Genomic DNA, 22183 nt, shown 5'->3' with positions numbered 1-22183 from the left:
TTCTCCCAGGTGAGTCCGCCGGATTCGGCGGCTCACAGGAAGGGATGCACGAGGGGACGCTTTGTTCCCTCCCATTCCGCCGGCCTGCGGTTCCGGTGGCCCGGCTCAGCCCAGGCGCTGGTACAGCAGCGCGTCCTCGCCGTCGGCGTAGTAGCGGGGGCGCCGGCCGCAGGGCGACCAGCCGCAGGCCTCGTAAAGCCGCACGGCGGCCTCGTTCGAGGGGCGCACCTCCAGGTACAGCCGGTCCATCCCGTCCGCCGCCAGCTCCCGCTGGCTGGCCAGCAGCAGGGCCCGGCCCAGGCCGCGGCCCCGGGCCGCCGGGGCCACCGCGATCCGCACCAGCTCGGCCTCCCCCGCCCGGGGCGCCCGCGACCACAGGGCGAAGCCCACCTCCGGCACCGTCCACAGGGCCTCGTGGCCGGCCAGGTCGCCCCAGGGCTCCCCGAAGGCCTCGCGGTCCAGGGCCACCACCCAGGGCGGCAGCGCGGCCCCCTCCAGCAGCCGGTGGACCGCGTGGGGCCGGGTCATCGCGCCACGCCCTTCCGCAGGGCCTCCGGCAGGTGGGCGGCGGCGTGGGGGAAGTTGACCTCCGCGTCGGTCTCCCGCAGGTAGAAGGGCTTGAGGGGCGCTTCCGGCGTGCCCTGGGCCACCCGCCGCGCCAGCGCCACCAGGCCCGCCAGCGTGGCCGCGCCCTCGTCGGCCAGCGCGATGCGGTGGTCCGGCAGCACGGCCGCCACCTTGGGCGCGAAGGCCTCCGGCGCCCACCAGGCCTCCTCGCCCACGCGCCCGGGCAGGTCCGCCAGGGCATGCTTGGCGGCGGGTTCCGTGGGGCCGTCCGCGCCCCAGCGCTGATGGAAGGCTTCGCCCCGCTGGCCGTCCAGGAGGATCCAGACCGGCCCGGCCACGCCCGCTACTTCCCCCGCTTGGCGCAGCGCTTCCGCCCGCAGCGCGAAGGCGGAGAAGCCCCAGGTGGGCAGGCCCGTGAGGCCGAAGCCCTCGGCCGTGGCCACGCCGATGCGCAGGCTGGTGAAGCCCCCGGGCCCCAGGCAGGCGGCCACGCCCGTGAGGTCGCGCGGGGCGGCGCCGGCCTCGGCCATGAGCTCGTCCAGCGTGGGGATCAGGCGCTCGCTGTGCCCCCGTCCCACACCCGAGACCACCCGCCGCGTCCACGCGCGGTCCCCCCGGATCAGCGCCAGGTGCAGGATTTCCGTGGTGGTGTCGAGGGCGAGCAGCATGGAATCCAGTCTGACAGGCGCGCCGTGCCCAAGCGCTCGAACCGGCGCGCCGCGCCCATACGCGAAGCGGCGGCCGTCCGGCCGCCGCTTCGCGTATGGAGAAAAGCCCTAGACCGCCTTCAGGACCTTGCCGGCCTGGATGCAGGAGGTGCAGACGCGCAGGCGCTTGGGGGCGCCGCCCACCAGGGCGCGCACGCGCTGGATGTTCGGATTCCAGCGGCGCTTGGTGACGTTGTTGGAATGGGAGACGTTGTTCCCGAACTGGGGCTTCTTGCCACAGACTTCGCACTGACGGGACATGGGAACCTCACGGGCCAGAAAGGGAAATAGCCAAGAGACTCAGTGTAATCGGATGTCTGGGAAATGCAAGGGGAAAGGGCTTGCGCCGCGCGCCCCGCCGCATCCAGGATAGCCTCCACGACCTGGAATCCCATGGACCTCGCCCTCTGGGCCCTCGCCTTCACGGTTCTGGACTGGCCCGAACGCCAGAAGGCCGAAGCCTGGGCGGCGGTCCAAGCGGGGGCGGAGCCCGCGATGGCGCCCGACCAGGCCGCGGCCCTGGCCCGCCTGGAGGCCAGCCTGCCCCGGCGGCGGCAGGAGGCTCTCAACCGCGGCGCCCGCCTGCTGCTGCCGGGCGACGAGGGCGCCGACGCCCTGCTGGCGCCCCTGCCCTACCCCGTGGCCCTGTGGGTGCGGGGAAACCTGCCCCCGCCGGTGCCCGGCGGGCGTCATAGCCTGGCCATCGTGGGCAGCCGCCAGGCCAGCCGGCACGGTCGGGACCGCGCCCGGAACTGGGCCAAGGTGCTGGCCGAGGCGGGCGTGGCGGTGATCTCCGGCCTGGCCCGGGGCATCGATGTCGCCGCGCACCTGGGGGCGCTGGACGCGGGCCCGGGCGGCGCGGGCACCTGGGGCGTCCTGGGCTCGGGCCTGGACCATCCCTACCCGCCGGAGCACGCCCCCCTCATGGACCGCATGGTGGCCGCCGGGGGCGGCATCATCACCCCCTTCCCGCCCGAGGCCCCGCCCCGGAAGTGGCACTTCCCCCGCCGGAACTGGCTGCTGGCGGCTTGGTCCGAGGGCGTCCTGGTGGTGGAGGCCCGGTGGCAGTCCGGGTCCATGGTCACCGCCCGCCTCGCCCTGGACCTGGGCAAGGACCTCTGGGTGTGCCCCGGGTCTCCGGAGGACCCTTCCGCCGAAGGTCCGAACTTTTTACTAAGGGAAGGCGCTGCACGGGTTTGCCTATCCCCGGAGGGCCTGTTGCAGGACCTGGGCCTCCCCCCCCGCACTTGACAAACCGGCAGGGCCAGGATCCATCCTTAGGGGCCGTTCGGGGCGGACAGCGTTTTTCGGGCGGCCCCGGGGCGGGCCCTGCGCCCCCTGGCTTTTGAGAATGTCCAAGTGCTGTGAATGGGAGGCCTGGCCTCCAAGGAGAAGTGCCGTGACCAAACTCGTGATCGTCGAAAGCCCGTCGAAGGCGAAGACCATCACCAAATACCTCGGCAAGGGGTACAAGGTCATGGCCTCCGTGGGCCACATCCGGGACCTCCCGCGCAAGCTGGGGGTCGACATCGAGAACGGCTTCCAGGAGGAATACGAGATCAGCCCGGCCAAGGAGAAGGTGGTCAAGGAGCTGAAGGCCGCCGCCAAGACCGCCGACGAGCTGGTGCTCGCCACCGACCCCGACCGCGAGGGGGAGGCCATCAGCTGGCACCTGCTGGAGGCCATCAAGCCGCCCAAGAGCCTGCCCGTGAGCCGCGTCCTCTTCAACGAGATCACCCCGGCGGGCATCCAGAAGGCCATGGCCGCGCCCACCTCCATTAATAAGAAGCTCGTGGACGCCCAGCGGGCCCGCCGGGTGCTGGACCGGCTCGTGGGCTACAAGGTGAGCCAGGTGCTCTGGGACAAGGTGCGCCGCGGCCTCAGCGCCGGGCGCGTCCAGAGCGTGGCCGTGCGCATCATCGTGGACCGCGAGAAGGAGATCCAGGCCTTCAACCCCGTCGAGTACTGGGTGCTCAAGGGCAAGTTCGCCGCCAAGCTGCCGCCCAGCTTCTGGATGAAGCTGGTGAAGGTGGGGGGCGAGGCCCTGCAGCTCGGCAACAAGGAGGCCAAGCGCCGGGTGGCCGACGCCGCCCAGGCCAAGGACCTGAAGACGAAGCTGGAGAAGGCCGCCTACAAGGTGACCAGCCTGGAGACGAAGGAGAAGAAGCGGAACCCCGCCGCCCCCTTCACCACCGCCAAGCTCCAGCAGGAGTCGGCCCAGAAGCTCAAGATGAGCGTCAGCCGCACCATGCAGAACGCCCAGCGCCTGTATGAAGGCGTCGACTTCGGCGAAGGCCCCGTGGGCCTCATCACCTACATGAGAACCGACTCGCCCCGCATGGCCCCCGAGGCCGTGGAGGCCACCCGCGAGCTCATCGCGAAGAAATACGGCAAGGAATACCTGCCCGCCAAGGCCCGCGTCTACACGGGCAAGGCCGGGGCGCAGGACGCCCACGAGGCCATCCGCCCCACGGACGTCGCCCGCACCCCCGAGAGCCTGCGCGGGCACCTGGAGCCCGACCAGTTCCGCCTCTACGCCCTCATCTGGCGGCGGACCATGGCCTCGCAGATGGAAGCCGCGCGCTTCGACGAGACGGTGGTGCAGACGGAAGCGGAAGTGGGCAACGAGACGGCCCTCTTCGAGGCCAAGGGCGAGATCGAGCGCTTCCCCGGCTGGCTGGCGGTCTACCGCGCCGACAAGACGGAGAGCGACGCCGAGTCCATCGCCGACGCCACCAAGGATGGCACCCGGGATGGCGAGGAGGACGAGGACGAGGAGCAGCTCCCGGCCCTGAAGCTGGGCGAGGCCCTGAAGCTGGAGCAGCTCGACGCCGACCAGTCCTTCACCAAGCCCCCGGCGCGCTTCAACGAAGCCACGCTGGTGAAGGAGCTGGAGGAGGACGGCATCGGCCGGCCCTCCACCTACGCCAGCATCATCAGCACCATCCAGGACCGGGACTACGTGAAGAAGCACGAGGGCCGCTTCAAGCCCACGGAGCTGGGCATGGTGGTCACCGAGCTGCTCATCCAGGGCTTCCCGCGCCTGCTGGACAGCAAGTACACCTCGGGCATGGAGGGCAACCTCGACCGCATCGAGGAGGGCCAGCTCACCTTCAAGAAGGCCATGACGGACTTCTACGGCCCCTTCGAGAAGGCGCTCCAGGCCGCCGGGCAGGACATGCAGAACCTCAAGGCCGGCGTGCCCACGGGCGAGAAGTGCCCCAAGTGCGGCGACCGGAAGAAGCACCCGGGCATGCTGCTCAAGCGCATCGGCCGCAACGGGCTCTTCGTGGGCTGCACCAACTACAGCGCCGAGGCCGAGAAGGACAAGTGCGACTACACGGCGGACCTCGAGAAGATGGAGGAGCCCGAGGACGCGCCCGAGTGCCCGCTCTGCGGCACCACGCCCATGAACCTGCGCAAGGGCCAGTGGGGCCCCTTCTGGGCCTGCCCCAACTACCCCAAGTGCAAGGGCATCGTGAAGGCCGATCCCAAGGGCATCCCCGTGCCGCCGGACGAGCCCATCGGCGAGAAGTGCCCCAACTGCGGCAAGGACTTCGTGAAGCGCCACGGCCGCTACGGCGAGTTCATCTGCTGCATCGACTACCCCACCTGCAAGACGGTGAAGAAGGAGATCCTGGCCGTCCCCTGCCCCAAGTGCGGCGGCGGCCTCAGCCCCCGCAAGACCCGCTTCGGCAAGGTCTTCTACGGCTGCGTGAACTACCCCAAGTGCGACTTCACCGCCTGGGACAAGCCCGTCCCCGTCACCTGCCCCGCCTGCAAGAACCCCACCATGGGCGAGAAGACCCGCAAGCCGCGGGGGAAGGATCCGATTCAGGTGCTGCTCTGCCCCAAGTGCGGGCATGAGGAGCCGATGGGATAGGCTTCACGTCGACGCCGTCATAATTTACGGCTCGTGAATTGCCGACCACAAACGCTATTGCACACCCGCAGATCAACAAACATAATCTACCAACACAAGTGAATGATTATAGCTATTGAACTATCAGAAAGCGGGGGATACATTGATTCCTGCAAGCCAAATCGAGAAAAATAGATTGTTATCTATCGCAGTCCTACGCTCCTTCATGATTGAGCATCAGGACTACTACGACATGTTGATACCGTTTGTTAAAATTGCGATTTCAAAAATTCAATCCCAAAATATTACTTCTGAACAAGTAAGGGTTTCACTACTTGAAACAAGTGGACTAGAATTACCAATAAATATTATAGATCGTTTAATCGTAAAATTAATTGACAGAAATATTTTAACAAAGCATGAGAATGTTATTGTCGTAAAGAATAAAATCAGAACTGCCGAGATAGTGGAGACTATCAACAGGAACAACAAAAGATTTGATACGATCAAGGACAATTTTATAACATTTTGCCGTGACAAAGAAATTAAAATTAATGAAAATTTTAATTTTATGTCCGAAATAATTAATTTCTTACAAATTCATTCTTATGATCTACTAATTAAAGATTTCTCAATCAAGAAAAAAGAAACCACTGGTAAGTTATGGCCGATTGCTCAATTCATAAAACACCTTCATGATAATAATTTAGCTGAGTTCGAAATCATCTCTTCCTTTTTTCAAGGGTTTTTGTTATATCAATCCGTAACCCATGAAGAAAACTGCAACGATTTTAAATCAAATTACACTAGTTGTTTATTTCTTTATGATACAAGATTAATTTTAGCTTTAATTGGATTATCATCTCCCGAAGAAGAGAAGTCAATTCAGGAACTTACAAATTTATTGCTCGCATATAAAGCAAAAATTGCTTTTTTCGACAGAACCAAAGATGAAGTTGTTGGTATTATTTTGGATACGGCAAAAAACCTTAATGATACCAATATTAAAACAATCAAAACGGCATTAAGAGCAGCTAGAAGTAAAAAAATCTCTACTGCTGGCCTTATGCAAATTAAACTCGAGTTTGTTTCTACTCTCAACTCAAAGGGCATTGACCAAATCGATATACCGCAACGGGACCCCAATTATGTAATTGATGAAAGAAAACTAGAGGAATTAATAAATCAAGAGTATGGTCGAGAACGGCCTTTGGCGGCCAATCGACATGATATAGATTGTATTGCAGCAATTTACCAATTTAGAGAAGGGAAATTGACGAAAAAAATTAGCGAAAACGCTGCAATTTTTATTACTCACAATTCCGCATTGGCTAAAGCCGTTAGAACATTTATAAACGCAGAAGGGGATGACTTTAATGGATTCCCACCCATTGTGACCGATTATTGGTTAATCAATCGTCTGTGGTTACTGGCCCCGAGCAAGAACAGCAGAATAATTGACAATGCCTTGCTCGCACACTCAATATCTTGCCTCGAAAAAATCACAATCCGTAACGAACAAGTTCAGTATGAATTAGATGATCTTTTAAGGAAAGAAAAGATCGATAGCGACACCTATTACAAATTGAGAGCTCACTCCTCAGAAATTGCCGATTTTACACTCACTAATGATAAGGCATTATCCGAAAAAACACTTCCAGAAATAATTGAGTTTACGACACAAAAATTCGAAGCACTTGTAGAGAAGCAAATTGAACCAATCGCTAAGCAACTTCAAAAATCAGAACAAACCATTCAAACACTTAAAGAAGAGGCATTACAGCAGAAATGGGCCCGGCGACAGCGTCAAAAAAGAAAATTGAAACAAATCATAAATCTACTGAACTGTGGTTTCATAATATTCATATGCGGAATCTCCTATTCAATTTCTTCCTACATCACTCATCTAAATTTAACTAAATACCCGGTTCTCATCCCAATAATTAAAATACTTGTATACATTCTCGGATTTTTATTTATATATATTAAATTAGAGCCCTGGGTCTTCCCCAAAGGGCCTCTTCGCTCGATAAGCCATAGGACTTTTTCAGGCCTCAGAAAATCTTTCTTAAAGGCGGGTCGCATTAGATCGCGGCTGGTCAATTAAAAAATATTTAGATATGCAGGTCAGCTTAGAAAATCATTTCGCCACCTAGTGGAGCCCTCTCCATGCTTCAGGATCTCCAGGCCATCCTCGCCTACTGGCGCAACGCCCGCTCCCGCACGGTGCGGGTGCTGGAGGCGCTGGCACCCGAGGATCTGGAGTGGGCGCCGGCGACCGGGGCCTTCACCTTCGGCGACCTGTTCCGCCACCTGGCTGGGCTGGAGCGCTTCATGTACGCGGAGAACGTGCAGGGCCGCCCCAGCACCTACCCGGGCCACGGGGCTGTCTTGGCGGCGGGCCTGGACGGCGTGCGCGCCTACCCGGACCGCTGCCACGCCGAGTCCCTGGCCATCTTCGGCACCCTCGCGGACACGGACCTGCTGGCCCCCTGCGTGAACCCAGCCGGGGCTTCCATGGCCACATGGAAGTGGCTCCGCGCCATGGTCGAGCACGAGGCCCACCACCGCGGCCAGCTCTACCTCATGGCCAGCCTCCGCGGCCGCCCCGTCGCCCCCCGCTTCGGCCTCACCGAAGAACAGCTCGCCGCCGCATCCAAAGCGAAAAGCTGAATCAGCCTCGGATGAACACGGATGAAGACCGATGAAAGATCATTCAGCCGGAGATGAACGGGGATGAACGGTGATGGCGCGCCGCGAGCTTCCCGCATGGGCCCGCCGGAGGCGGCTTCCGGCCTGGAATGATCGAACCGCGAATGACGCGAATCGCCCTGCGGACGCGCGAATGGCGAACGATCCTGCTTCCGCCTCCACGCGCGGGGCGGGTCTGGCGGCCTTCAGGAGCCGGCATTCCCGCCCCGCGTGTGGCCAGCCGCGCCTCGCGCGACTGGGGGCCGAAGGCCCAGGCGGCCCATCCCCGCCGCGTTTCGCGCCCTTTCGCGTCATTCGCGGTTGCTTGCTTTTCATGGCTGAGCCAAGCCGATCAGCAGGAAAGCTGAATGAACCGGTGATGAACAGTGATGGACGGTGATGAAAGAATTCCTATCACTGTTCATCACCGTTCATCACTGGTTCCCATGCTCTTCCGGCCCTGCATCCGTGTTCATCCATGGCTATAGGATGGCCATGAGCAGGCGCTGGAGCTGGTCCAGGTGCAGGAGGTCGTGGCCGGCGAGCATGGGCAGGAGCTGGCCCAGGGATTCGGGACCGCGCTCGCTGTGCAGGCCGGCGCGTTCCAGCTCCACGGGCGTGAGGCTCCCCCAGAGGCGCAGGTTGTGGGGGCGCAGGGCGCGGAACGTCTCGACGAGCTCCCGGGGGTCGCGCGCGTTGTGGCGCTGCCCCACCACCCACTGATCCTGGTCCATGACCTGCATGGGCGGGTTCTCCTCGCAGAGGATGAGCCGGGTGCGGTAGCCGTAGACCCACTCGCAGTCGCAGAGGTGGCCGATGACCTCGCAGGGCGTCCACTTCCCGGCGATGGGCCGGGTCTGCAGCCGCTTCCCGGCGTGGTCCCGGACCAGGCCCGCCAGCACGTCGCCCGTCGAGCCGAGCACCTCCAGCGGATCCCGGTCCCCCAGGAACCCCAGGATTCTCGCCCGGTAGGCGGCGGTGGCGTCCTGCGGATCCGGGGTGCTCGCCATGGGGTCCTCCGTGGGGGTGGGGAGAGAGCCTACCCAGATCCGGGGGCTCGCGAAAGGGCCACTGATGGCCACCGATTGAAAAGATCTTTTCGCCACCGATTCCGCTGATGACGCTGATGGCGCGCCGCAAGTTCTCCGCATGGGCCCGCCGGAGGCGGCTTCCGGCGTCGCCGGAAGGGAGCCGGGGGCGCCGTGGCCGCGCTCCCAGAAGGCACGGCGGCGGCGCCCCCGGCTCCGCCCATGCTGCCTGGTCGCGGTAATCACTGAAATCGGTGAAATCGGTGGCGAAAAGCAGTTCCGCTTTCATCGATGTTCATCGGTGGCTCCAGAAAACCTTTCCTCCACCCCGCCCGAAGGCTCCGATGGCACCGACCCCAGGCCGGCCCCATCCTTGGGGGTGCGCTGTGTCGAAGGAGGCTGCCATGGCCACGACGAAGCTGGAGGAATTCCTCAACCAGAACGGGGTGGTCCACCAGATCATCCATCATCCGCTGGCGTTCACGGCCACCTCGGTGGCCGGGGCCGCCCACATCAAAGGCAAGGAGATGGCCAAGACCGTCATGGTGAACCTGGACGGCCACCTGGCCATGGCGGTGCTGCCCGCCGACCGCAAGGTGGACCTGGAGCGGCTGCGGCAGGCCACCGGGGCCGTCAACGTCGAGCTGGCCGACGAGCGCGAGTTCATCGGCGACTTCCCCGAGTGCGAGCCCGGCGCCATGCCGCCCTTCGGGAACCTGTACGGCATGGACGTCTACGTGGAGCCGCACCTGGCGGCCGACCCGGAGATCGCCTTCAACGCCGGCTCCCACACCGAGCTGATCCGCATGGCCTACAAGGACTTCGAGCGCCTGACCCACCCGAAGCTCGTGGACATGTAGATCCGCTGAGATCGGCCTTTCCCGGGCGGCGCCCGGCGCCGGGCCCTGTGAGGAGGTTCCCATGCGCCTGAAGGGCAAGTCCATCCTCATCACCGGCGGCGCCAGCGGCATCGGGCTGGCCACGGCGGTTCGCTGCCTGGAGGAGGGCGCCAGCGTCGTCCTCGCGGACCTCCCCACCTCCCAGGGCGTGGCCCACGCCAAGGACCTGGACGGCCGCCACGCGGGCCGCTGCCTGTTCCTGCCCTGCGACGTCACCGCCACGGATCAGGTGGACCGGCTCATCGCCGACACCGTCAAGGAGCTGGGCCGCCTGGACGGTGTGTTCAACAATGCCGGCATCGGCGGCATGAGCCTGGCCCACGCCACCAGCGACGAGGACTTCCTGCGGGTGATCGACATCAACCTCATCGGCGTGTTCCGCGTGGCCCGGGCGGCGCTGCGCCAGATGTACCCGCAGGGCAGCGGCAGCATCGTGAACTGCGCGTCCATCCTGGGCGTGTTCGGCCAGACCATGGTGGCGGCCTACTCGGCGGCCAAGGGTGGGGTGGTGAACCTCACCCGCACGCTGGCGCTGGAGGCCGCCGCCAAGGGCGTGCGCGTGAACGCCGTGGGGCCGGGCTACATCGACACGCCCCTGCTCTCGGGCCTGGACCCCGATGTGCGCCGGGCGCTCATCGAGCTGCACCCTCTGGGTCGCCTGGGCCGCCCGGAGGAGGTGGCCCACGCCGTGGCCTTCCTCCTGAGCGACGAGGCCAGCTTCACCACCGGGGCCCTCCTGATGGTGGATGGCGGCTTCACGGCCGGGAAGTCCTGACCTCGGCGGCCTGGTAGATCCCCCGCACCATCTCGACACCCCAGCCCTTCAGGGCCGCGGGCAGGTCGAACCCGAGCCGCTGGTAGTGGGCGCGGACCTCGCGGCCCGCCGCTTCGTAGGCGTCGCGGCTGGCCCAGGCGGCGAGGGTCACGAGGTTGAAGGCGGACGCCCCGTCCCGCTGCTCGAGGACCAGGTGGCCCCGGAAGCCGGGCAGGGTGCGGATGAAGGCCAGGTTCTGCTGCATCCGGTCCGTGAACGCGGCCCGGTCGGCCTCCGGCACCGTGAAGGCGTCGTGCAGGAAGTAGAGTCCAGGCTCGCGGTCGAGGTCGAGGGAGAAGGGGGACATGGGGGCTCCTGATGGATGGCGGAACGGATCGCGCCGCCTCCCGAATGCTTGTCGCGACGGCCATCTGGAACTTGTATGAATTCAGGAACTCCAGGCAGGAGTAGCATCACCCCATGCAGGTCCACGCCTTCGCCCCGACCGAAGCGCTCGCCCCCTTCGTCCGCGCCTTCGAGATCATCGAGGCGGACGGCGCCACGGAGAAGCTGCTCATCCCCGAGACGGGGCTGATCCTCGGCTTCCGCTACGCGGGTTCGTCGAGTCTGGTGGAGGGCGCCACGCGGCTCGCGGTCCCGGACCACGTCGTGACGGGCCTGCGGGCCACGGCCCGCCGCATGGTCACCGCCGCCGGCAGCGGGATCGTCCTGGCGAAGTTCCGGGACGGCGCGGCCGGGGCCTTCTTCGATCCGCCGCTGCACCAGCTCTTCGGGGCCACCCTGCCGCTCGAGGAGCTGGCGGATCCCCGGGCGGTGGAGGCGGCCTCCGCCGGCATCCGGGCGGCCCGCGACCACCGGGCGCGCGTGGACGTCCTCGAGCGGTTCCTGCTGGCGCAGAGGGCGCGCCGGGACTGGCGCAGGGATCCGGTGGTGGGTGCCGCGCTCCGGGCCCTCCGGGCCGATCCGTCCCTGCGCGTCGCGCCCCTCGCGGGAGAGCTCGGCCTGAGCGTGGACGGGCTGGAGAAGCGCTTCCGCCGCGGCGTCGGGGCCTCTCCCAAGCAGGTGGCCTCCATCCTCCGCCTGCGCCGGGCCCTCGGCGCCCATCGCCCGGGGACGCCCCTGACCCGGCTCGCCCTGGACGCGGGGTACTACGACCAGGCCCACTTCATCCGCCAGGTCGTGGCCGCGGTGGGCGTGGCCCCGAGGGCCTTCCTCCACGCGGCGGAGTTCTGCCTCTGAGGCCTTCCCGCGCGAAGCTGGGATACTGCCCCCATGTCCCTCCCAGGTTCCGACCCTTCGCCGGCCCGCGCTGAGCGTCCGCTCCTGGTCCTGCTGCCGGGCCTGGACGGCACGGGGATCATGTTCGGGCCCTTCGTGGCGGCCCTGGAGGCCGCGGGCTTTGAGGCGCGGGTGGTGCGCTATCCGCCGGCCCTGGTGTCCTACCCGGCCTGCGCCCACTTCGCCCGCACGCTGCTGCCCCGGGACCGGCCCTTCCTGCTGCTGGGGGAGTCCTTCTCGGGCCCCGTGGCCCTGGCCCTGGCGGCGGAGGCGCCGGAGTACCTGGTGGGCGTGGCGCTCTGCGGCACCTTCGCGAAGAATCCGCGGCCCGGCCTGGGCCGGCTGGCGCCGCTGCTGCCCATCCTGCCCAACCGCCTGCCGGCGGCGGTGATCCGCTTCCTGCTCCTGGGCCGCTGGGCCACGGAGCCGCTCATGGACCTCCTGCGCGCCCTGGTCCCGCAGGTTCCGGCCGCCACGGTGAAGGCCCGCCTGCGCGCCGTGGTGGCCGTGGACCAGACGCCGCTGCTGGGCCATCTCCGCGTGCCCGTCCTGGCCCTCGTCGCCGCCCGGGACCGCCTGGTGCCCCCTTCCGCCACCGCCTGGCTCCGCGCCCGCCTGCCCAACCTGGACATCACGCGCCTGCAGGGCCCGCACTGGCTCCTGCAGACCCGCCCCGACGCCTGCGCCCAGGCCATCGAGGCCTTTCTGGGCCGCCTGCCGAATGCCAGGTGATGGGATACTCCCCCCATGCCCTTCCTCGCCCGCCCCGCGATCCGCTGGTCCGTCCTCATCGCCCTCTGGGCGGTGGTGGGCGCGGTGCTGTGGATCCTGCTGGTGCAGGTCTTTCTGCTGGCGCTGAACCCCTTCTGCCACGCGCAGCGGCCCGGCGTGGCCCACGTGGAGGTGCGCAGCGTCGACCGGGACCCCGACAGCCAGATCACGGACTTCGTGACGGTGAAGCAGGGGGACTCGGAGCAGGTGCTCAAGATGGCCAAGGCCGAGGCGGCGGAGCTGCGCCCGGATGACGAGGTGTGGATCCTCGACGCCTGGTACGCCGACGGGCTGCGCCCCACCCAGTTCCGCCTGACGCCCCTGCGCGTGCTGCTGGAATACCCGGTGCTGCTCCTTCTGCCCGCCGCCTGGGGCCTGTGGCGCGTGCGGAAGGCCAAGCGGGTGGCCGACGCCGCCCCGCCCCCGCCCGTGCGCCGGGTGTTCACGGACGACTTCCACCTGCGCGCCCAGCGGTTCGCCAAGCCCACGGCGGAAGACAAGCATCCGCCGCAGGACGTTGACGAAGGCTGAGCGCCGGGCCCTACTTCGCGGGTTCCTTCGCGGGCTTGGGCGCCCAGAAGGCGGGATCGCTGGCGATGAGGCCGGGGCTGGGGTAGCTCAGCTTGGGGCTGAAGGCGAAGAGCTGGTTGCTCACCCCGTTGACTGTTTCCACGAACGCCTTCTGCATGGCTTTCCGGCCCTCCTCGCCCAGGGCGTCCATGAAGGCCTTGTTGGCGGTGTCCATCGCGTCCATGTCCGCCAGGGACTTCATGGGACGCAGCACCACGTAGGTGGGCGACCAGGTGCCGGCCTCGACCTCGTAGAAGGCGAAGGAGGCCGGGAAGTGGCTCTTCTCGTAGGCGGCGATGGCCATCTTCACGGCATCCTCGAAGGCCTTGGTCATGCCCTGCTTGACCCGGAAGGTGCGCACCCGCATGTACCGCATCTTCCCGATCTCCACGTCGGGCCCGTAGCTCAGGTCCTTCCGGTAGGAGGACAGGAAGCTCTGCGCCTCGCTGAGGTGCTCGCCATCCTTCTGCGAGATGGCGTCGACCTCCTTCTTCAGGGCCATGTTCTTCTCCTGCTCCTGCTGCTTGGCCTCCCAGTCCGCGTAGGACCGGAAGCCCATGCAGAACCAGGCCTCCGAGGGCCCCGTGAGGGAGCTCATGCCCAGGTAGTGCTCCGAGGACTTGCCCTTGGCCAGGGCCCGGCTCCAGGCGGACTCGGTGGCGGCGTGGGCGGCGCCGTGGCCTGGCTTGACCGCCTCGCGGTAGACCATCAGGAGCGGGGGCGGCGGCTGGGGACCGCCCTGGGCCCGCAGGGTCGCGAGGGACGGGGCGAGGAGAACCGGGGCCATGAAGAAGGCCAGCCGGAAAGCCGGGAATGGGGAGAAGGGGGAATGCTTCATGGAAGCCCACCTCCAGAGGGCGGACCCGAGGGTAGTCCCCCTCCATACTCCATACCTAGTATTTTTTATGTTGTAACAGGATAAATAAACCTGTTTTATCCAATAACAAACCAGAGCATCAGCAGCTTCTCGACACTTGCCCATCAGCCATTCCGACCTGGCGCAGGCGCTGGATGGCCTCGGCGGTCCCACCGCCGGAAGGGCGGTGTTCCATGGGCACCGGCCGTCCCGTTCAGGCGCCCTCGGGCTTCCCCACCTCCGAGGCCTTGAAGCTCCGGTAGAGCAGCAGGTCGTAGAGGATCTTCAGGGTGCCGGCGATGAGGAAGGGGGCTCCGGCCAGGGCGGGCACCGCGAGCAGGGGTCCGGCCAGCGAGGGCGAAATCGCCGCGCCGGTGGTGCGGGCGATGCCGGTGACGCCGGCGGCGGCGGAGCGCTCGTCCGGCGCCACCACGGCCATGGTGTAGGCCTGGCGCGTGGGCACGTCCATCTGGGAGATGCTGAAGCGCAGCAGCAGCATGGCCACCGCGAGCGGCAGGGTGGGCATCAGCGGCACGAGGATCAGCAGCACGTTCGAGGGGATGTGGGTGAAGACCATGGTGCGGACGAGGCCGATCTTCTCCGCCAGCTTCACGGCGTACAGGCTGGAGAGGCCCGCGAGGATGTTCGCCGCGAAGAAGATCGACCCCAGGGTCCCGGGCGCCACGCCGAATTTCACGTGGAACCAGTAGGCCATGATGCTCTGGATGACGAAGCCGCCGGCGAAGGCGTCCAGCGAGAACAGCGCCGACAGCCGCAGCACCACGCCCTTGGAGGCGTGCAGGCCCCAGCGGCTGGCGTGGGCCGCGGCGGGCGGCGCCTCCACGGCTGGCGACATTCGCGCGAAGAGCGCTGCGAGAAGCAGCCCCACGGCGGCGTAGGCGAAGACCAGGACGCGGTAGCTGGCCACGGGGGTGCGGCCGGCGGCCTGGAGGGCCTGGGCGGACCAGCCCCCGGCCAGGGCGCCCAGGGCGGTCGCGAAGGAGCCCGTGAGGTTGTACCAGGCGAAGACGCCGGTGCGCCGTTCCCCGGGCAGCACCTGGGAGAGGGCCGCCTGCTCGATGGCCAGGAAGGGCCCCACCTCATTGCCGGAGGGGCTGATGACGCCGAAGGTGGCCGCCAGCACCAGCACCGTGAAATCGCCGCTGAGGGCGAAGGGGATGCCCGCCGCCACCATGAGGGCGGCGCCCACCATCAGCATCTTCTTCCGGCCCAGGCGGTCGGCGTGGAGGGTGATCCAGAGCGAGATGAGCGTGTCGCCCACCAGGGTCAGCGTGAGCAGCAGCCCGATGCGCCCCTCGCTGAAGCCCAGGCCGGCCAGGTAGAGCACCAGCACCACGGACAGGAAGCCGTACGAGAACATCCGCGCGGCGCGGGTGAGGAAGAGGAGGCGGCCGTCGGCGTCCAGGCGGGCATTCGAGGGCATGGGACCTCCCGGCGAGTCCCCACTGTACACTTGCCCGGCCGCCCGCCGGCAGAAGGTCGCCCATGGACATCAAGCTCTCCCCCGACACCGAGAAGCGCCTGCGCGGCCCCATCCAGCGCTTCGTGAGCGAGGAATACGGCGTGAGCCTCGGCGACCTGGGAGCGGACACGTTCCTGCGCTTCTGCCTGGTGGAGCTCGGCCCGGCCATCTACAACCAGGCGGTGGCCGATGCCCAGGCCTGCGTGCAGGAGCGCGTGAGCGAGCTCTCGGACATCTGCTTCGCCGACGAATCCGACTACTGGGACAAGGGCGCGAAGAAGAAGGTGGCTCGCAAGCCCCTGGCGGGAAGGTAGGAGCCGACCATGCCCCACTGCATCCTCGAAGCCTCGGACAACCTGCTGGACGTGCCGGACTGGGCGGGCCTGCTGGAGCGGCTCCACGGGACCCTGACGGCCACGGGCCTCTTCCGCGAGGAGGACCTCAAGAGCCGCGTCATCCTGCACCGGACCTTCCGGGTGGGGGACGGCGCGCCGGACCGGGCCTTCGTCACCCTGGACCTGCAGATCATGGAAGGCCGCGAGGACGCGGTGAAGGCGCAGCTCAGCGAAGCCCTGATGGCCCTGCTCGCCAGGGCCTTCCCCCGCACCTCGGCGGCCATGCGCCTGAACCTCACCGTGCAGGTCAGCGAGCTGCACCGCGCCAGCTACCGCCGGCAGACCAGCGAACCCTAGGAGCCCCCGTGGCCGAACCCATCACACCCCGCCAGAAGATGCTGCTGCAGCTGGTGGCCCAGCACCCCGACGTGGCCCGGGATCACCTGCTGAAGGCCGGGGCCGCGGAGGCCGACCTGGCCTACCTGGAGCGCCAGGACCTCATCCGCGAGCGCCCGGCCGGGCACTACCGCGTGTCCCACCTGGGGCAGCAGGTGCTGAAGCGGATGTAGGGCCGGAGCCGCGAAAGGTGGCTTCGATCCCCAACCCGCGCGCTCCCGATGGACGCCGGGTGGCCGGGGCGTGAGAATACCCCTCCACTCCCGGAGCCGCCATGACCCCGCCCACCAACCCGCTCACCCGGGCCGAAGCCACCCGCTACGAGGAGACCAGCCGCCACGCCGACGTGATGACCTTCATCGCGGGCCTGCGGGCCAAGGGTGACAAGCGCCTGCACGTCACCAGCTTCGGTGCGAGCCCCCAGGGCCGCGAGCTGCCCCTGCTGGTGCTCTCCGCTCACGGTGCGAAGACCCCCGAGGAGGCGCGGGCCCTGGGCCTTCCCGTGGTGCTGGTCATCAGCGGCATCCACGCCGGCGAGGTGGAGGGCAAGGAAGGCTGCCTCATGCTGGTGCGCGACCTGCTGGACGGCAAGCCGGGCCTGGACGCGGGCCAGATCCTCGAAAGCCTCACGCTGGTGGTGGCGCCGCTCTTCAACCCGGACGGCAACGACGCCATCGACCCCGGCAACCGGAAGCTGCACCTGCCCAAGCTCACGGGCCAGCTCGGGCCCGACAGCGGCGTGGGCACCCGCGTGAACGCCGCGAAGATCAACCTGAACCGCGACTACCTGAAGTACGAGGGCGCCGAGATGCGCCTGCTGCAGACCCGCGTGTGCCAGCCCTGGGCGGCCGACCTCACCATCGACAACCACGCGACGAACGGCTCGGTGCACCGCTTCTCCATGACCTATGACATCCCCCACACCGTGGAGAGCGGCCGGGGCGAGCCCATCGAGTACATGCGCCAGCGCCTGCTGCCGCCCGTCACCGCCGCCCTGAAGGCCAACCACGGCCTGGACGCGGGCTGGTACGGCAACTTCGTGGAGGACGAGCGGGCCCTGGACGCGGACCGCGACGCCGAGCCCGGCGCCCCCGTGCGCGAGGGGTGGATGACCTACCCGCACCACCCGCGCTTCGGCAGCAACTACCGGGGCCTCACCAGCCGCATGGATCTGCTGCTGGAGTGCTACAGCTACATCCCCTTCTCCGAGCGCGTCCGCACGGCCTATGCCTTCATGCTGGAGACCTTCAAGTACGTGGCGGCCCACCGGGACGAGGTGGTGCAGACCGTGGCGGAGAGCCGCACGCCCCGGAACCGCATCGCCGTGCGCTACGACCTGAAGACCTTCCCCCAGCCCGTGGAGATCCTCACGCGCACGCCACGCACCCTGGAGGGCGCGCCCAGCACCGTGACGATCCCCCACCTGGGCCGCTTCGTGGGCAGCCTGGTGGTGGACCGCCCCGCGGCCTACCTGGTGCCGCCGCCCGTGGCCGCCCACCTGCGCCTGCACGGCCTGGCGCTCCAGGAGGCCCTGGGCACCTTCGAGGTGGAAGTCCCGGTGGTGGAGGCCCTGGAGACCGAAGGGGGCCGGGCCATCCTGGAGGCCGCCGCCGTGGGCGAGCTGTCCGTTTCCTGGCGGCGCGGCCCGCGGAAGGCGCCGGCCGGCTGGTCCCTGGTGCCCACGGACCAGCCCCTGGGCGCCATCGCCGCCTACCTCTGCGAGGCCGAGAGCGACGACGGCGCCGTGGAGAACGGCCTCCTGCCAGCGCCCACCCGCGGTGACGAACTGGCCCTCTGGCGCGTGCCCGATCTGGGCTGAGCCCGCCCTTCCCTTCCCGGTAGGGCACGGACGCCACCCGAGTAACGGGCCGCGCGAGGTGCGGCCCGGGGCCGGAGGCCCGGATGTCCTGCCCTGGACGCCTCTGCGTTCTCCGCGCTCCGTGCGGTTCCGGCTTTTCAGGCAGAAGCCCGCCGAACATCAGGCAATTGATATTTCATTTACACCAAATAAATAATTTAATAATTAATCTCAAAAAAGTTTCAAAGCCTGTCGATCCCGCCGCCCTCCGTTCGACGCATGAGTAGAATCCGGGGCCAGCCGCCATACCGTGCGGAAGCATCCCGTGGTTCCCACCCGAAGCGCATCCACGGAGGCCCCCATGCCCACGAACACCTCGCCCGCCCCCTCCGCGCACCCCACCCGGCCCCGATGGCTCTGGGCGGGCCGCATCCTCAGCGCCCTGCCGATCCTGCTCCTGGCCTTCGACGGCCTCGCGAAGGTGATGCGGCTGCCGCCGGTCCTCGAGGGCTTCATCAAGCTCGGCTACTCCGAGAACGTCGCGCGCCCCCTCGGCCTCACCCTGTCCGCCTGCGTCGTGCTCTACGCGGTTCCCAGGACCTCCGTGCTCGGAGCCATCCTGCTCACGGGCTACCTGGGCGGCGCGGTCGCCACCCATGTGCGGGTCGGCGATCCCCTGTTCTCCCACATCCTCTTCCCCACCTATGTGGCCGCACTGGTGTGGGGAGGGCTGTACCTGCGCGAGGCGCGGCTCGAGGCGCTCCTGCCGCTCCGGACGATCGACCTTTCCAACCCCAACCCTTCCAAGGAGCAATGAACATGCGCGTCATGGTCATGATCAAGGCAACCCAGGATACGGAGGCAGGCGCCCTCCCCGACGAGAAGCTGCTGGCCGACATGGGCCGCTACAACGACGAGCTGGTGAAGGCCGGCGTGATGCTCGCGGGGGAAGGGCTCCACCCCAGCTCGAAGGGCGTGCGGGTGCGGTTCTCCGGCGCGACGCGGACCGTGACCGACGGGCCGTTCACGGAGACGAAGGAACTGGTCGCCGGGTTCTGGCTCTGGCAGGTCCGGTCGATGGCGGAGGCCGTGGAATGGATCAAGCGCTGCCCCAATCCCACGGGGGAGACGGCCGAGATCGAGCTCCGCCAGGTCTTCGAAGCCGAGGACTTCGGCCCCGAGTTCACCCCCGAGCTGCGGGAGCAGGAGGAACGCCTGCGCGCCCAGATCGCCGGGAAAGCCTAGTCGCACCAGCCCCACCTCCGCCACGCCACCAGGGAGAGCCTCCGATGCCAAAGATGATCTTCGTGAACCTGCCCGTCGCCGACCTCAAGACGTCGATGGCGTTCTACACCGCCCTCGGCTTCACCAACAATCCCGCCTTCTCGGACGAGACGGCGGCCTGCATGGTCTGGAGCGAGGCCATCTACGTGATGCTCCTGACCCATGCCAAGTGGCGGACCTTCACGGCACGGCCCATTCCTCCGCCCACCTCCAGCGAGGTGATGCTCTCCCTCTCCTGCGAGAGCCGGGAGGCGGTGGATGCGATGAACGCCGCCGCGGCCGCGCATGGTGGAGAGGCCGACATCAACCCCATCCAGGACCTCGGTTTCATGTACGGCCGCGATTTCGCCGATCCGGACGGGCACGCCTGGGGGCCGGTGTGGATGGATCCGTCGGCGATCCCCCATGAGCAGCAGGCCGGTTGAAGGGGCTCCCATGAGACGGCTCAGGATCATCGAACACATCTCGCTGGACGGCGTGATCCAGCATTCCGCCGATGACGACGGTTTCCGCTACGGCGACTGGACCGTGCCGTACCGGTCACCCGCGGGCCGGGATGCCATGCTGGCGGCGTATGGCGGGAGCTTCGATCTGCTGCTTGGCCGCCGCACCTACGACATCTGGTCGGGCTACTGGCCCAAGGCGCCGAGCAGCCCGATGGCCGACGGCCTCAATGCGGCCACCAAATTCGTCGCGACCCACCGTCCGGAGAGCCTTGCGTGGGGCCCGTTCGAGGGCCTTGGGCCGGACGTCGTCGGGGACCTTCGCCGCGTCAAGGCACAGGACGGCCGGGATCTCATCCTCTCGGGCAGCTCCACGCTGACCTCGACGCTGCTCGAGCATGGGCTCGCGGACGAAGTCCTGCTGGTTGTCTATCCGGTCCTGCTGGGCACGGGGAAGCGCTTCTTCGCCGAGGGAACCCCGCCCCGTTCCTTCGAGCTCGTCAGCACGAATGCCTTCCACACCGGCATCATCTTCACGACATACCGGGTTGCCGGACCCTTGAAGACCGACCCCGTCGGTCACGACTCAAAGGAGGCTTCCCGATGAGCAAGAGCACGATCTGTCTGTGGTTCGACCGCGACGCGGAGGAGGCGGCGCGCTTCTACGCCGAGACCTTCCCGCAAAGCCGCCTCGGCGCCATCCACAAGGCCCCTTCCGACTATCCGGACGGAAAAGCCGGCGACACCCTGGTCGTGGAGTTCGTCGTCGCCGGGATCCCCTGCATCGGGTTGAACGGGGGGCCCCAGTTCAAGCACAGCGAGGCCTTCTCGTTCCAGATCACGACGGAAGACCAAGAGGAGACGGACCGGTACTGGAACGCGATCGTCGGAAACGGCGGCGAAGAAAGCCAGTGTGGGTGGTGCAAGGACAAGTGGGGCATCAGCTGGCAGATCACGCCCCGCATCCTGACCGACGCGATGGCCAGGGGCGGCCCGGCCGCCAAGCGCGCCTTCGAGGCCATGATGCCCATGGGGAAGATCGACATCGCTGCCATCGAAAAGGCGATACGGGGTTGATTCCCACCCCTCGGAAAGGTTGAGGCGCCCCGGGAGGTTGCGGCCCGCCGGTGAAGCTGGTCTGATTCCCATGTGACGACATCCGACGCCCATCGAGCCATCGACGCCGTCTGGCGGATGGAATCCGCGCGGCTCATCGGAGGGCTCCTGCGGATGGTGCGCGACCTGGACCTGGCGGAGGAGCTCGCCCAGGACGCCCTCGTCGCCGCCCTGGAGCAGTGGCCCGGGACCGGGGTCCCGGAGAATCCCGGGGCCTGGCTCATGGCCACGGCCAAGCGCCGGGCCATCGACCGGCTGCGGCGGATCAAGCTGATGGAGCGGAAGCACGAGGCCCTGGGCCGGGAGCTCGAGGCCGAGCAGGAGACCGCCATGGAGGCCTTCGACGCCGAGCTGGATGATCCCATCGGGGACGACCTACTGCGGCTCATGTTCATCGCCTGCCATCCGCGCCTCTCGCCCGAGGCCAGGACCGCGCTCACCCTGCGGCTGCTGGGGGGCCTGACGACCGGGGAGATCGCCCGCGCCTTCCTCGTGCCGGAACCCACCATCGCCCAGCGCATCGTCCGGGCCAAGCGGACCCTGGCCGAGGCGCGGGTCCCCTTCGAGGGGCCCCGCGGGGCCGAGCTCCGCGACCGCCTGGACTCAGTGCTGGACGTGATCTACCTCATCTTCAACGAGGGCTACTCGGCCACCGCCGGCGAGGACTGGATCCGCCCGGGGCTCTGCGAGGAGGCCCTGCGGCTCGCCCGCATCCTGGCCGGGCTGGTCCCGCGGGAGCCGGAGGTCCACGGCCTGGCCGCCCTCCTGGAGATCCAGGCCTCCCGGCTGCGGGCGCGCGTGGGGCCCGACGGCGAGCCCATCCTCCTGCTCGACCAGGACCGCGGGCGGTGGGATCAGCTCCTCATCCGGCGCGGCCTGGAAGCCCTGGAGCGGGCCCTGGCGCTGGCCCAGGCGCTGGGTGTCCCCCCGGGGCCCTACACGCTCCAGGCGGCCATCGCCGGCTGCCACGCACGCGCCCGCGCGGCCGCCGACACGGACTGGGCGCGCATCGCCGCCCTCTATGGCGAGCTCGCCCAGGTCGCCCCCTCTCCCGTGGTGGAACTCAACCGCGCCGTGGCCCTCGGCATGGCCTTCGGCCCCGCCGCCGGGCTCGAGGCCGTGGAGGCGCTGGCCACCGAGCCGTCGCTCAAGGGCTACCACCTGCTCCCGAGCGTCCGCGGCGATCTGCTCGCCAAGCTCGGCCGCGCGGAGGAGGCGAAGGCGGCCTTCGAGCAGGCCGCCGCGCTCACTCGGAACGCCCGGGAACGCGGCTTCCTGCTCGAGCGGGCGGCGGCCTGCGGCGGCGCGTGACCTCCCGGCCCGG

26 protein-coding genes are annotated in these 22183 nt (G+C 67.0%); 19 read left to right on the top strand and 7 right to left on the bottom strand.

The features are described from left to right. Positions 1-105 precede the first annotated feature (105 nt). The 3 genes from ML539_RS01465 to rpmB all read right to left on the bottom strand — a co-directional run bounded on the left by ML539_RS01465 (position 106) and on the right by rpmB (position 1535). Complete coding sequence (locus tag ML539_RS01465; RefSeq protein ID WP_243319969.1) at positions 106-528, bottom strand: GNAT family N-acetyltransferase; 423 nt, start codon at positions 526-528, stop codon at positions 106-108. Further along, positions 525-1235, bottom strand: coding sequence for a tRNA (adenosine(37)-N6)-threonylcarbamoyltransferase complex dimerization subunit type 1 TsaB (tsaB, locus tag ML539_RS01460; RefSeq protein WP_243319967.1), 711 nt, complete (start codon positions 1233-1235; stop codon positions 525-527). Before tsaB ends, ML539_RS01465 begins: the two co-directional genes overlap by 4 nt. Positions 1236-1343: 108 nt before the next feature. Continuing rightward, positions 1344-1535: a 50S ribosomal protein L28 gene (gene rpmB / locus ML539_RS01455; RefSeq protein WP_243286606.1), complete on the bottom strand. Its 192-nt coding sequence runs from the start codon at positions 1533-1535 to the stop codon at positions 1344-1346. A gap of 132 nt (positions 1536-1667) precedes the next feature. Here rpmB and ML539_RS01450 point away from each other — a divergent pair, with 132 nt between their 5' ends. The 4 genes from ML539_RS01450 (at position 1668) to ML539_RS01435 (ending at position 7809) form a co-directional block, all read left to right on the top strand. Continuing rightward, positions 1668-2525, top strand: coding sequence for a DNA-processing protein DprA (locus ML539_RS01450; RefSeq protein WP_243319965.1), 858 nt, complete (start codon positions 1668-1670; stop codon positions 2523-2525). A gap of 148 nt (positions 2526-2673) precedes the next feature. Then, positions 2674-5157: a type I DNA topoisomerase gene (topA, locus tag ML539_RS01445; RefSeq protein ID WP_243319963.1), complete on the top strand. Its 2484-nt coding sequence runs from the start codon at positions 2674-2676 to the stop codon at positions 5155-5157. Positions 5158-5272: 115 nt separating this feature from the next. Next, on the top strand, positions 5273-7243 hold the full coding sequence (locus ML539_RS01440) for a hypothetical protein (protein WP_243319962.1): 1971 nt from the start codon (positions 5273-5275) through the stop codon (positions 7241-7243). A gap of 62 nt (positions 7244-7305) precedes the next feature. Next, complete coding sequence (locus ML539_RS01435; RefSeq protein ID WP_243319959.1) at positions 7306-7809, top strand: DinB family protein; 504 nt, start codon at positions 7306-7308, stop codon at positions 7807-7809. 500 nt (positions 7810-8309) lie between these two features. Here the strand turns inward: ML539_RS01435 and ML539_RS01430 are convergent, their stop codons facing one another. Then, the gene (locus tag ML539_RS01430) at positions 8310-8837 is read right to left on the bottom strand and encodes a DinB family protein (protein ID WP_243319958.1); all 528 of its coding nucleotides are present in this window, start codon (positions 8835-8837) and stop codon (positions 8310-8312) included. A gap of 422 nt (positions 8838-9259) precedes the next feature. Here ML539_RS01430 and ML539_RS01425 point away from each other — a divergent pair, with 422 nt between their 5' ends. Next, positions 9260-9715 (top strand): YbaK/EbsC family protein, encoded by a 456-nt coding sequence (locus tag ML539_RS01425; protein WP_243319955.1) that lies wholly within the window; start codon positions 9260-9262, stop codon positions 9713-9715. 61 nt (positions 9716-9776) lie between these two features. Continuing rightward, positions 9777-10529, top strand: a complete 753-nt coding sequence (locus tag ML539_RS01420) for an SDR family NAD(P)-dependent oxidoreductase (RefSeq protein WP_243319953.1) — start codon at positions 9777-9779, stop codon at positions 10527-10529. On the opposite strand, the gene ML539_RS01415 is transcribed toward ML539_RS01420, so the two are convergent. Then, complete coding sequence (locus ML539_RS01415; RefSeq protein ID WP_243319952.1) at positions 10510-10875, bottom strand: antibiotic biosynthesis monooxygenase; 366 nt, start codon at positions 10873-10875, stop codon at positions 10510-10512. The genes ML539_RS01420 and ML539_RS01415 overlap by 20 nt on opposite strands. A 113-nt stretch (positions 10876-10988) precedes the next feature. Between ML539_RS01415 and ML539_RS01410 the strand changes: the two genes are divergently transcribed. From ML539_RS01410 to ML539_RS01400, 3 genes are read left to right on the top strand one after another with little or no spacing between them, the layout of a single operon-like run. After that, positions 10989-11768 carry an AraC family transcriptional regulator gene (locus ML539_RS01410; RefSeq protein WP_243319949.1) on the top strand — a complete coding sequence of 260 codons (780 nt, stop codon included), beginning with the start codon at positions 10989-10991 and terminating at the stop codon, positions 11766-11768. Positions 11769-11801: 33 nt separating this feature from the next. Then, positions 11802-12539, top strand: coding sequence for an alpha/beta hydrolase (locus tag ML539_RS01405; RefSeq protein WP_243319946.1), 738 nt, complete (start codon positions 11802-11804; stop codon positions 12537-12539). A gap of 15 nt (positions 12540-12554) precedes the next feature. Further along, entirely contained in the window at positions 12555-13109 is a 555-nt protein-coding gene (locus ML539_RS01400) for a hypothetical protein (protein WP_243319943.1), read from the top strand. Between the two features lie 10 nt (positions 13110-13119). Here the strand turns inward: ML539_RS01400 and ML539_RS01395 are convergent, their stop codons facing one another. Then, entirely contained in the window at positions 13120-13986 is an 867-nt protein-coding gene (locus ML539_RS01395) for a hypothetical protein (RefSeq protein ID WP_243319941.1), read from the bottom strand. Positions 13987-14218: 232 nt separating this feature from the next. Further along, the gene (locus tag ML539_RS01390) at positions 14219-15448 is read right to left on the bottom strand and encodes an MFS transporter (protein WP_243319939.1); all 1230 of its coding nucleotides are present in this window, start codon (positions 15446-15448) and stop codon (positions 14219-14221) included. A 62-nt stretch (positions 15449-15510) separates the two neighbouring features. On the opposite strand from ML539_RS01390, the gene ML539_RS01385 reads away from it, so the two are divergent. The 10 genes from ML539_RS01385 to ML539_RS01340 all read left to right on the top strand — a co-directional run bounded on the left by ML539_RS01385 (position 15511) and on the right by ML539_RS01340 (position 22170). Next, positions 15511-15801: a DUF2164 domain-containing protein gene (locus ML539_RS01385; RefSeq protein WP_243319938.1), complete on the top strand. Its 291-nt coding sequence runs from the start codon at positions 15511-15513 to the stop codon at positions 15799-15801. A 9-nt stretch (positions 15802-15810) separates the two neighbouring features. Then, positions 15811-16179, top strand: a complete 369-nt coding sequence (locus ML539_RS01380; RefSeq protein WP_243319936.1) for a 5-carboxymethyl-2-hydroxymuconate Delta-isomerase — start codon at positions 15811-15813, stop codon at positions 16177-16179. A gap of 8 nt (positions 16180-16187) precedes the next feature. Then, on the top strand, positions 16188-16391 hold the full coding sequence (locus ML539_RS01375) for a hypothetical protein (protein WP_243319933.1): 204 nt from the start codon (positions 16188-16190) through the stop codon (positions 16389-16391). Between the two features lie 101 nt (positions 16392-16492). Beyond that, positions 16493-18037, top strand: coding sequence for a M14 family metallopeptidase (locus tag ML539_RS01370; protein WP_243319931.1), 1545 nt, complete (start codon positions 16493-16495; stop codon positions 18035-18037). Between the two features lie 340 nt (positions 18038-18377). Next, positions 18378-18833 (top strand): DoxX family protein, encoded by a 456-nt coding sequence (locus ML539_RS01365; RefSeq protein WP_243319930.1) that lies wholly within the window; start codon positions 18378-18380, stop codon positions 18831-18833. Positions 18834-18835: 2 nt separating this feature from the next. Beyond that, positions 18836-19261 carry a YciI family protein gene (locus tag ML539_RS01360; protein ID WP_243319927.1) on the top strand — a complete coding sequence of 142 codons (426 nt, stop codon included), beginning with the start codon at positions 18836-18838 and terminating at the stop codon, positions 19259-19261. Between the two features lie 44 nt (positions 19262-19305). Beyond that, positions 19306-19725: a VOC family protein gene (locus tag ML539_RS01355; RefSeq protein WP_243319926.1), complete on the top strand. Its 420-nt coding sequence runs from the start codon at positions 19306-19308 to the stop codon at positions 19723-19725. 10 nt (positions 19726-19735) lie between these two features. After that, positions 19736-20350, top strand: coding sequence for a dihydrofolate reductase family protein (locus ML539_RS01350; RefSeq protein WP_243319924.1), 615 nt, complete (start codon positions 19736-19738; stop codon positions 20348-20350). After that, positions 20347-20820 (top strand): VOC family protein, encoded by a 474-nt coding sequence (locus ML539_RS01345; RefSeq protein WP_243319922.1) that lies wholly within the window; start codon positions 20347-20349, stop codon positions 20818-20820. Before ML539_RS01350 ends, ML539_RS01345 begins: the two co-directional genes overlap by 4 nt. Before the next feature lie 117 nt (positions 20821-20937). Continuing rightward, a complete protein-coding gene (locus ML539_RS01340; RefSeq protein ID WP_279341468.1) occupies positions 20938-22170 on the top strand; it encodes an RNA polymerase sigma factor in 1233 nt (410 codons plus the stop codon). Positions 22171-22183 lie beyond the last annotated feature (13 nt).

This window comes from Geothrix sp. SG200 (genome assembly GCF_022808935.1).
In the GTDB taxonomy this organism is placed as follows: domain Bacteria; phylum Acidobacteriota; class Holophagae; order Holophagales; family Holophagaceae; genus Geothrix; species Geothrix alkalitolerans.
This window is presented reverse-complemented; position numbering and strand designations above follow the sequence as displayed.